This window comes from Micromonospora sp. NPDC049903 (assembly GCF_044460945.1).
In the GTDB taxonomy this organism is placed as follows: domain Bacteria; phylum Actinomycetota; class Actinomycetes; order Mycobacteriales; family Micromonosporaceae; genus Micromonospora.
This window is the reverse complement of sequence record NZ_JBITKL010000027.1, coordinates 60,987-71,562: the sequence shown is the minus strand read 5'-3', so window position 1 is coordinate 71,562 and position 10,576 is coordinate 60,987. Positions and strand designations below refer to the sequence as shown.

Genomic DNA, 10,576 nt, shown 5'->3' with positions numbered 1-10,576 from the left:
GGCGCCCGCGCGCGCGGGGCGGGCCGCCGCGCCCCCGGCCGGGGGGGGGGGGGGGGCCCCCCCGCCCCCCGCGGGGCGGGCGCCCCCCCCCCCCCCCCCCCCCCCCCCCCCCCGGAGGGTGTGTCGCGACCTCAGCGCACCGTCAGCGCGCCGATTCCCGGCATCGGCACGACCACCGGCGGGAGCTGCTTGGGCGCACCACGGCGCGGCGCACCCTTGGCCGCCAGGTCCTCCTTGGAGGTGTCGACCCGGACGGCTGCCGCCGACTCCGGCAGCTCCTCGAACGGCTGGATGTCGCCGTGGCAGACGGTGCCCTTCTTCGGCAGCGTCAACCGCAGCAGGTACGCGTCGATGGCACCGGTCGCACAGGCCGACGTGCCGTACGCGGTGTGGCCCCAGTTGTCGCTGGACAGCAGTCGGCTGTTCGGCAGCAGCTTGGCGGAGGCGACGGCACTGTGGTAGTTGGTCGCCGGGTCCCAGTAGTTGCCGACGACCAGGACCGGGTTGACGGTCCGCCGGTCGAACGGGCCGGTGAAGCGGTCCTCGTCCCGCACCGTCCAGGTGTTTCGGGCACAGGGCGCGGTGATCCAGGTCCAGTACCGGCCGAAGTACGGATCGCGCTTGTCGGCCTTCGCGGCCCGGGCCGCCCAGGAGGCGGCGTCCTTCGGGTGGTTCGCGTCGGTGCAGTCCACCCCGAGGAAGGTCTCCAGCCCGTTCTCGTACGGGAAGTCGTAGGCGCGGACTTCCTCCCGCGCCCTCTCGGCCCGCTGGAGCAGCGAGGTGCGTGCCTGCGTACGGGCCGCGCCGGCCGCCGACGGGTCGGTCAGGACCAGCAGCTCCTCGGTGAGGTAGGCGACGTCCATGTAGCCGTACGGGCCGTACAGGGAGCCCGCGATGATGGCGACGAAGTCGGCGTAGGTGAAGGTGTACTCGCCCAGGTCCGGGTCCTCCAGCACCAGTGGCTTGGCCTTGAGTCGCTTCGCCACCAGCTCGAACAGGGCGGCCGGGTCACCGGAGGCCAACGGGCACGCGTCCACACCGGCGGTCTTGCAACGCTTGAGGATCTCGCGGAGCGCCAGGTACGCGCCCTGCGCACTGCGCATCCGGTCCTCCTGGCCCAGGTTGCCGGCGACGCCGGCACCCAACCACGCGGTCGGGTCCAGCACACCGTCGATCGCCACGGCGCGCACCCGGTCGGGGAACATGTTCGCGTAGTACTGCCCGAGCACGCTGCCGTAGCTGAAGCCCACGTAGGACAGCAACTTGTCGCCGACCGCCCGTCGCAGCACGTCCATGTCGCGGGCGACCTCGGCGGTCGACATCGCGCCGCTGAGCGGCTTGCCGGTGGTCGAACAGCCCTTGCCGATCCTGATCGCGGCGGCGACGTACGCCTTCTCCTCGGCCTTGGTGTACGGGAAGGCGACGTTCGCCCCCTCGTACGCCCGGGTCTGGTCCTTGACCGACCGGAAGCACCGGAGCTGCTCGCCGGCGCCCACCCCACGCGGGTCGACGCCGACGATGTCGAACCGGTCGAGCACGTCGTCACCGAAGACGTACGGCGCGGCGAGGGCGAAGCTGGTGCTCGAACCGCCCGGGCCGCCCGGGTTCACGAAGAGGCTGCCGATCTTGCGCTTCTGGTCCCGTGCCTTGACCCGCAGCACCGCGATCTCGGTCGTCTCGCCCTTCGGCTGGTCGTAGTCCAGCGGCAGGTCGACGGTGGCGCACTCGGCGTAGTCGTAGCACTTGTACCAGTCCAGCTTGGGCGTGGGCACGCGGTCGACCCGCAGCCGCTCCAGCGGACTGGTGCGGTGGGAGACCGTGGCGATGCCCCCGCCGATCGTGGTGGGTGCGGCGCTGGCGGGTACGACCGCCGCTCCGGAGAGGAGCGCGCCGACGAGCCCTGCGGCGGCGAGGTTCCGGATTGGTCGTGGCATGTGGACGCCTTCCGGTGGGATACGGGACACGTCGAGTCGGACTCGACCCCCGCCACTCTAGAGACGTCGGGCGATGAATGCGGTCCGGTGAACAGCAACATGTCCGACAATGCAGGCGTCAACGTCATGATTCCCGCATCCCGTAAGCTGGAGTTATCAGGTGTTACGCAGGTGCTCGACCGGCTGCTGTTGACAGATCGGCAATCTCCGACATTCTGGACGCGTGAGACGCCTCCCCGGACCTGACGCGCGCACCGTGGCAGTGGTCGCTGCACTCGGATCACTGTGGCTGCTGGTGGCACTGGCCGTCGAGCCCCGGCAGGATCTGCTGGGGGTCGCGATGGCCCTGGGCTGCGTCCTGCTCGCCATCGTCACCGGGGTGGCGGTCACCGCCGCCCGGCAGGCCCGTCCGGCCGACCCGCCGCCGCCGACCCCACCGGTCCATCCGATGGTCCAGGCACCCGGCATCGACGCGGACACCCTGGAGACGTTGGGCGACCGGGAAGCCGTCCGGGCGATGCGCGACCGCTACCGCCGCGACGCGAGCCACTGACCTCGCTCAGCCGCCGCCGGTGAGGGTGGGGGACGCCAGCCCGTCCAGACCTCGCCCGGCCAGGCAGCGGTAGGTGGTGTCGGTCTGCGCGTCGGCCGGCGGCAGCACCTCCAGATTCCACCCGGTGGGCTTGTCGATGCCGCTGACCAGGCGGAACGTCTCCGTGTTGCAGATCTTGCGAACGGCCGGATCCGACACGATCTCGTCGTGGTCGGCGTCGAGCAGCGTACGGGGCAACTCCCCCTCGGCGTAGCTCTCCCAGGTGTGCCGGGTGTCGCAGGGCACCTGGCTGGCCTCGGCCCGCTGGGCGCGTACCTGCACCGGGCCGAAACACTCCAGCTCCTCCGCGCACCGGGCGCCCTCCGGCAACGCCTCGGGCAGGGTGGCGCAGCCCGGACGGTGCACACCGGTGGTGATCGGCCGGGTCGGACCGGTGGGCTGACCTGACGAGAGTCCTCCGGCGGCCCAGGCGCCCACACCCGCGGAGGCGGCCAGCGCGACCACGCCGGTGGCGCCCAGGAACCAGCGCCGTCCCCGGCTGCGCTCGGTGGAGGTGCCGGTGGCCCCGGCGTCGGGTGGCGTACCCGGGCCCCGGAAGCCGCCGTGGTGTCCGCCGCCGAGCAGGCCGATCGGCGGGCTCGGCGGGCCGGCACCCTCCAGTTGCAGGCCGACCAGCATGTCGTGCAACTGCACGACGGAGGGGCGGTCCGCCGGATCGTTGGCCATCCCGGCGCGGAGCACGTCGACCAGCTCCTCCGGGATGCCGGGGATGCCGGGGATCGGCTGGTGGAACATCTCCAGCACGGTGACCAGGCTCGGGTTGCGTTCGGTCTGCCAGCGTGGCGGCCGGCCGTGCATCACCGCGTAGAGCGTGGCGCAGAGCGCGTAGACGTCCACCGCCGGTGAGGGCGGGCTGTGGCTGAACATCTCCGGCGGGGCGTACGCCGGGGTGAGCACCTCCAGGGCGACCGTGGCGTCGCGCATCTCGGCGACCACGGCCAACCCGAAGTCGGCCAGCACCGCGGTGTTGAAGTGCGAATAGAGGATGTTGGCCGGCTTGACGTCGCGGTGCAGCACCCCGGCCGCGTGCGAGTGGGCGAGCGCGTCAGCGATCTTGATGCCGAGGTCCCGCGCCTCCGCGGCGCCCAACGGCGAGGTACGCATCCGTTCGGCGTACGACCCGTCGCAGAGCTCCATGATCAGGTAGGGGTGCTGGTCGATGGTGACCCCCACGTCGAACAGGTCGACCACGTGCGGGTGCGACGACATCCGACCGGCCGCCCGCGCCTCGCGCAGGAAGCGGGCCTGGTCCCGGTCGCTGGCGAGCGTGCGGTTCTCGACCTTGACCGCGACCTCGCGGTCCACCGAGATCTGGGTGGCCCGGTAGACGGTCGCGTAGCCTCCCCGGGCAAAGACCTGCAAATCAGTCAGACCAGGCACGATGGGCGTCGGCAGGGCGCCGGGCGGGGTGTCGGTCACGGTTCCGAAAATACCCAACTGGACCGGCGACTCAGTGAACCGCATCGGCGGGCGACCGCTCCGGCGAGGTTTCCGCACTGCGCCGGGAGTCCCACCAGAGGCCGGCGGCGGTGGCCAGAGCGCCCACGCCCTCCCACGCCGCCACGCCGAAGAACCGGCCGGGCGCCACGTCGGCCAGCACCGCGAGGGTGAACACGGTGAACGTGACCAACCGGAACACCACGGTGAAGCGGTAGAACGCCCGCCACTCGGTGGCGGTGGCGAGCAGGTAGTAGACCCCCATGTTGAACGAGGCCATCGACGAGGCGGTCACGAACACGCCCGTGTAGTCGCCGGGCGCCCGGGTGGCCGGGATCTCGAAGCCGAGCATCCCGAGCATCGCCTCCGGCCAGAGCAGCCCGACCGCGCCCATCACCAGCGCCAACACGCCGAACACCGCGATCGTCCAGCCAGCGACCGAGCGCGGCAGCCTCATCTGAGCCCTCCCCCTTGACGGCACGACCGCCCATGTTGACCGCCGCGTGCACCGTGCACGGTAGCGGTCGACCCAGACAGACGACATCACCGGAACCGACAGAACCGGCCGGACCGCACCATGTCGACAGGCCGGCGGCGCGGCTCAGCGCGCGTCGCGCAGCCGGGTGTACAGCGCCTCGGCGTCGGCGCGCTCGCTGCGCTGCTCGGTGGCGTACGACAGCCGGACCGCCTCCTCGGCGCTGGTCAACGCCTCCGCCGGACGGCCGCAGGCGGCCAACGCCTCGGCGCGTACCCGGGCGGCGACCACCTGGCTGCGGACGTCCTCGGCCGGTGTGGCCGCCGCCCGGCGGGCCCAGTCCAACGCCTGCTCACACTGCCCGTGTGCGAGCAGCGCCGAGGCGTAACGCGCCATCGACTGCCGACGGGAGAACAACAGCGACGGCGAGGTGGCGGCGGCGGTGGCCACCGGGGCGAGCAGTCCGACCGCGGTGCCGGAGTCGCCGGCCGCCAGCCGGGCCGTCGCCAGCAGCACCCGGGGCCCCACCTGTGCGGGTGCCTGCGGGTTGTGCGGCTCCACACTGGTCAGCACCGTCCGCGCGTACCGCTCGGCGCCGTCCACGTCGCCCATGTCCAGCGCCACGAAGCCGCGCAGCGTGCCGGCCATGCCGGTGAGCAGCGGATGAGCCGTCCGGCCGGCGTACTCCAGCGCGTCGGTGAGCAGGTCGGCGGCGTGTTCCGGCTCGCCCAGGCCACGCGCCACCACACCCCGGACGACGAGCGCGAAACCCTGCCCCCACTCGTCGGAGGCGGCGGCGAACTCGCGGTACGCCCGCCGGGCCTCCCGGTCCGCGTCCAGCAGCTCGCCCAGCTCCGCGTTGGCGTACGCGTCGACCGCCCGCAGCGTGCCCACCGCCCACGCCTCGCCGACCCGCTCCCCGAAGGGCAGGAAGATCCGGGCCAGCCGACGCGCCTCGCTCAGCCGACCCGCCAGCAGCCGGGCGAAGGCGGTGGTGCCCCGCAGCCACGCCCGCCCGTACGGGTCCTTGAGCTCGGCGAAGAGTCGGGCGGCCCGGCCGAGCACCGCGTCCGTACCCGCGAAGTCGCCCCGGGTGGTGGTCACCCAGGCCAGGTTCTGCAACGACCACGCCTGACCTCGACGGTCCTGCACCGCCAGGCTGACCTGGTAGGCGGCGGCCAACCGGCTGCTCGCCTCGCCGAGTCGGCCGGCCAGGAAGTCGGCCATGCCCAGCCGACGCATCGCCGACGCCCGCAGGCTCGGCAGGTCCGCGTCGGAGGCCACCTGCAACGCCTCCCGCCAGCAGGTCTCGGCCCGCCGCAGGTCACCCATCGCCTGCTGGGCCTGCCCGGCGAGCAGCAGCGCGCTGACCCGGGTGGTCGCCTGGTCCCCGGCGTTGGCGGCGATCTTCTCGGCCGACGCCAGCGCGTCGACCACCCGGCCGACCTGGAGCAGCGCCCGCGCGTGCACCACCCGGTCGGAAGCCGGTACGCCGTCGACGCGGGCCAGTTCGGCGGCGCGTTCGGCGTACTCGACGGCGAGGGCCGGCTCGCCCTCGTGCAGGGCGCGTCGGGTGGCCCGGCCGAGCGCGGCGACGCCCAGCGGGGCGACCGCCCGGGCCGGCGCGTCCGGACGCAACGTGACCGCGTCGGCCAACGCGGTGGCCCGCTCGACGTGCTGCGCCACGAAGTCGTCCCGGACCGCCTCGGTGAAGCCGCTCGGACCGGCCGTGGTGCCGGTCGCGGCCAGGTCGGGGCCGCCTAGGCCGCTGCTGACGCTGGCCGCCGGGCTCGCCCACCGGGCCAGCGCGGCGTGCCGCTCGGCCAGCTCCGCCTTGCTGATCCCGGCGTACGCGGCCTCCCGCATCAGCGGGGTGGCGAAGGCGTACCCGGTGCGGGTGCGGTGCAGCATGCGGCGTTGCAGCAGCTCCTCCACAGCCCGGTCCAGTTCCAGCGCGGCCACTGCGGCCGGTCGGCCGTCGCGTCCGGCCCGCTGCTCGCGCAGCGCCTGCAACGCACCGTCGGGCACCGTGTCCCCGACCACCGCGGCGTCCCGCAGCACGGAACGGGCCTCAGCGGGCAGCGCGTCGATCCGGGCCGCGAGCACGGCCGCGAGGTCGCGGGAGAGCAGCCGACTGCCGAGCGAGCCGGGTGCCAGCCGCCAGTCGTTGCGCGCCCCGGCGGTCAGCGCGCCGCGCTCCATCAGCAGGGTGACCAACTCGGCCAGATAGAACGGGTTGCCCTGGGCGGTGGCGAGCAGCCGGTCGGCGTCGGCCTGCGTCAGTCGCCCGCCACCGAGGTAGCTGGTGAGCAGGCGAGACGCGTCGGCGCCGCGCAGCGGCGGCAACGGCTGCACCTCGGCGTCCGCGACCCGGGCCAGGGTGCCTGCGGTACGCACCAGCTCAGGCCGCCCGAGCAGCAGCACCAGCACCGGCCCGTCGAGCCGGGACAGGGTGACCTCGAGCGCGCCGATGGTCTCCGCGGTGGCGTCGTGCAGGTCGTCCACCACCACCATCAGCGGCGCCTCCTCGGCGAGCGCGCTGAGCAGGTCGGCCACCGCGTTGGGCACCGCCTCGGCGTCGGGTGGCGGTTGGGTGCCGGTCCACTCGCTCTGGTCGGTGTGGGCGGCGGCGGGCAGTTCGGCGTACCCGAGCAGGGCCAGCAACTGGTCGACGGCGACCGGGGCGGGCGCGGTGCGGGAGCGGCTGAGGCGCTGCCCGAGTCGGCGCAGCCGCTCCTCGACGGCCGCCCGGGTGACTGCGGTGGCCGTGTCGTTGGGCAGGCCGGCGGCGGCGCGTACCAGGTCGGCCAGGGGTGCCAGCCGACGGCGCTCACCGAACGCGGCGCAGCGTACCGAGAGGACCCGGGCGCCGGTGTGCGCCGCGTACCGTCCGGCGCCCACGTCGTAGCCGGCGGCCAGGCGCTCCACCTCGGCGGCGAACCGGGACTTGCCGATGCCCGCCTCGGCGGTCATCAGCAGCACCCGGGTCTCGCCCCGGTCGATCACCTCGGCCAGCCGACCGGCGACCCGGCCGATCTCGGTCTCCCGGCCCACGAAGGGCGCCTCGTCGCCGAGGCCGGAGCGGGTGCCCGGCGCGTCCAGCAGACCGAGCAGCTCGTACGCCTCGACCGGCTCGCGCTTGCCCTTGAGCCGCAACGGTCGCAGCGCACGCCAACTGGCGACGTGCCGGGTGGCCGCCGCGGTCCGCGCCCCGGCGTAGACCGCGCCGACGGCGGCGGCGTCGGCCAACCGCGCGGCGGTGTTCACGGTGTCGCCGATGACGGTGTACTCGATGGCGGCCTGGATGCCGGCGATCACGTCACCGGTGTTCAGCCCGACCCGCAGCCCCAGCGGCGCGCCACCGCCGCGCTCGTCGTCGAGCACCCGGCGGACCGCCCGCTGCATCGACAGGGCGGCCCGGACAGCGCGTTCGGCGTCGTCCTCGTGCGCGACCGGGGCGCCGAAGACCGCCATGATCCCGTCACCGGTGAGCTTGTCGACGTGCCCGCCGAAGGTCTTCACCGCGCCGGCGAGGGCGGCCAGCACCCGGTCGGTGACCGCGCCGACGCGTTCCGGGTCGAGGTCCTCGGACCACGAGGTGAAGTCGGATAGGTCGCCGAAGAGCACGGTGACCACCCGACGCTCGGTGGCGGGCAGGGTGGCGGCGGCCGGCAGCGCCGCGCCGCAGTTGTGGCAGAACCGGGCGCCGGGCACCGCGACGGTTCCGCACACCGGGCAGGTCACGGTCGGTCCAACCTCGCGGCGTCACCTTCGGATTCCCGGCCCAGGTATTCGAGTTGGGCGCGCACGGACCACTCCGCCGCCCACCACAGCGACCGGTCCACGTCGGCGTACACCACGGCGACCACCTCGGCCGGGGTCCGCGCCCCGCCGTCGCACGCCGCCCGGACCTGGTCCAGCCGGGCCCGCCGGTGGGCCAGGTAGAAGTCGGCGGCGGCACCGCAGTCGGCAAGTGCCGGCCCGTGGCCCGGCAACGCCGGAATCCCCCGGTACGTCGCGAGCAGTTCCAGGCTGGCCAGGTAGTCACCGAGGTGGCCGTCCGGGTGGGCGACCACGGTGGTGCCCCGTCCCAGGATGGTGTCGCCGGTCAGCACCACCTGCCGCCCGCCGTGCTCGACCAGGAAACAGACCGAGTCGGCGGTGTGCCCGGGGGTGGGTACGAGCCGGATGTCCAGCCCGTGCCCGTCCACGTCACCGGCGTCGTCGAGCGCTGGTCCGCCGATGCTGTGCGCCGGGTCGGCGGCGCGTACCGGTGCCCCGCCGAGCAGGTCACGTAGGCGCGGCGAGCCCTCGGTGTGGTCCGGATGCCCGTGGGTGATCAGCACCAGGCCGACCGGCCCCCACTCCGCTATCGCGGCCAGGTGTGCCTCGTCGGCCGGTCCCGGATCGACCACCACCCCGAACTCCGCGCCCGGTGCGCGCAGCAGCCAGGTGTTGGTGCCGTCCAGCGTCATCGGCCCCGGGTTGGGTGCCCGCAGCAGCGTCACCCATTCCGGCAGCTCGCTGGCGAGGGCGGTCACCGCCCCCGTCACATGCCCTCCCATGGCTGCGATCGTACGACCCCGGGGACGCAGCTCCGCGATCTTGCGGTTCCGCTCCCCGATTCGCCCTCGTTAGGGGCCTTCGTCCACGCGGAACCGCAAGATCACGGTGACGTCGGGTCAGGCGACCTCGACGATGACCTCGACCTCGACCGGCGCGTCGAGCGGCAGCTCGGCCACACCGACGGCCGACCGGGCGTGCCGACCGGCTTCGCCGAACACCGCGCCGAACAGGTCGGACGCGCCGTTGATGACACCGGGCTGACCGGTGAAGCCGGGCGCGCTCGCCACGAAACCGGTCAACTTGACGATCTTGACGACGTTCTCCAGGCCGACCAGCGAGTCGATCGCGGCGAGCGCGTTGAGGGCGCACCGCTCGGCGAGCTGCTTGGCCTGTTCGGCGGAGACACCGGCGCCGACCTTGCCGGTGGCCAGCAGCTTGCCCTCGGCCATCGGGAGCTGCCCGGAGACGTACACGTGCTGGCCGGACTGCACCGCCGGGACGTAGCTCGCCACCGGCGGCACCACCTCCGGCAGCTCCAGCCCGAGTTCCGCCAACTTTGCGTGCGGTCCGTTGCTCACGGCCTCACGCCTTCGGGCGCTTGAGGTAGGCGACGAGCTGCTCCGGGTTCGGCCCGGGTACGACGGAGACCAGTTCCCAGCCGTCCTCACCCCAGTTGTCGAGGATCTGCTTGGTCGCGTGGACCAGCAGCGGGACCGTGGCGTATTCCCACTTCTGCATCGGTGGAGAGCTCCCTCGGTGGCATGGACACTTCGGGGCACAGCCTACGGTCCGCCGGCCGGTCAGGACGCGGGACGCTGCTCCGAGGTCGGCCACTGCTCTGCGGCGGGACGCTGCTCGGGGGCGATCGACACGTCCCCGCAGAGGCCCTTGTGGTCGTACGGCTGGGGGCACCGGCTGCGGTCGGGCAGCAGCAGGTCGCAGAAGACCTGGTGCCGGTTGTTCTGGTCGTCGGCGGTCGACACCTCGGTCTCCCCGGCGTCCAGCTCGGGCAGGAAGTTCAGCGAGGTCGCCACCCGGGCGGCCAACGCGGTCGCGGCGGCCAGGTCGGCCACCCGGACGGGCAGGTGGATGACGTAGCCGGGAACCTCGTCGTCCCGCCCGCCGGCCGGCTCGACCATGCCGACCGGGTCGGCGGTACGCCGGTACGACCGCTCGTTGACCGGAAGCCGGCCGGAGGATTCGCCGCCAGCCGTCCGGCTGCCCCGCCGGCCTCCGGCGGAGAACTGGGCTCGGGGGGTGTTGTCGATGTCGCGCATGCACTGCCTCCGGGCGTCGTACCTGGTCACGGCGCCGCCGGCCGGTCCGGCACCGCTGCGGCCAGCCCAGTCAGGGCGTGCCGGAGCGACGGTAGGGCCGCCGTGGCGGTCCCATCAACAGGACGCGCACGCCCATCGGTCTTTCGTCACATTTGCGACACCTCACCAGCAGGAAACTGATCGCGCCGCCCGCACAGGTGACACCGGGACCCCCGCACCCCACCGATGGACCGCTACCCTTCCCGTCTGGACGGGCGCCCGGCCCGGCCGCCCC

At 73.6% G+C, this 10,576-nt stretch carries 9 protein-coding genes; 1 reads left to right on the top strand and 8 read right to left on the bottom strand.

The window, feature by feature from the left end:
- Positions 1–131 precede the first annotated feature (131 nt).
- The gene (locus tag ACIBO1_RS27785; RefSeq protein ID WP_396751512.1) at positions 132–1,934 is read right to left on the bottom strand and encodes an alpha/beta hydrolase; all 1,803 of its coding nucleotides are present in this window, start codon (positions 1,932–1,934) and stop codon (positions 132–134) included.
- Between the two features lie 256 nt (positions 1,935–2,190).
- On the opposite strand from ACIBO1_RS27785, the gene ACIBO1_RS27780 reads away from it, so the two are divergent.
- Positions 2,191–2,487 (top strand): hypothetical protein, encoded by a 297-nt coding sequence (locus tag ACIBO1_RS27780; protein ID WP_396751510.1) that lies wholly within the window; start codon positions 2,191–2,193, stop codon positions 2,485–2,487.
- Positions 2,488–2,493: 6 nt separating this feature from the next.
- Here ACIBO1_RS27780 and ACIBO1_RS27775 read toward each other — a convergent pair whose 3' ends face one another.
- From ACIBO1_RS27775 to ACIBO1_RS27745, 7 genes are all read right to left on the bottom strand, one after another.
- A complete protein-coding gene (locus tag ACIBO1_RS27775) occupies positions 2,494–3,966 on the bottom strand; it encodes a serine/threonine-protein kinase (protein ID WP_396751508.1) in 1,473 nt (490 codons plus the stop codon).
- A 31-nt stretch (positions 3,967–3,997) separates the two neighbouring features.
- Entirely contained in the window at positions 3,998–4,441 is a 444-nt protein-coding gene (locus ACIBO1_RS27770; protein WP_350698659.1) for a hypothetical protein, read from the bottom strand.
- Between the two features lie 144 nt (positions 4,442–4,585).
- A complete protein-coding gene (locus ACIBO1_RS27765; protein ID WP_396751506.1) occupies positions 4,586–8,203 on the bottom strand; it encodes an adenylate/guanylate cyclase domain-containing protein in 3,618 nt (1,205 codons plus the stop codon).
- On the bottom strand, positions 8,200–9,024 hold the full coding sequence (locus ACIBO1_RS27760; RefSeq protein ID WP_396751504.1) for an MBL fold metallo-hydrolase: 825 nt from the start codon (positions 9,022–9,024) through the stop codon (positions 8,200–8,202). The genes ACIBO1_RS27765 and ACIBO1_RS27760 overlap by 4 nt, the downstream gene beginning before the upstream one ends.
- A 117-nt stretch (positions 9,025–9,141) precedes the next feature.
- Positions 9,142–9,603 carry a RidA family protein gene (locus ACIBO1_RS27755; RefSeq protein ID WP_396751502.1) on the bottom strand — a complete coding sequence of 154 codons (462 nt, stop codon included), beginning with the start codon at positions 9,601–9,603 and terminating at the stop codon, positions 9,142–9,144.
- A gap of 4 nt (positions 9,604–9,607) precedes the next feature.
- On the bottom strand, positions 9,608–9,763 hold the full coding sequence (locus tag ACIBO1_RS27750) for a DUF4177 domain-containing protein (RefSeq protein ID WP_013736319.1): 156 nt from the start codon (positions 9,761–9,763) through the stop codon (positions 9,608–9,610).
- Positions 9,764–9,825: 62 nt separating this feature from the next.
- Positions 9,826–10,302 (bottom strand): hypothetical protein, encoded by a 477-nt coding sequence (locus ACIBO1_RS27745; RefSeq protein WP_396751500.1) that lies wholly within the window; start codon positions 10,300–10,302, stop codon positions 9,826–9,828.
- Positions 10,303–10,576: the final 274 nt, after the last annotated feature.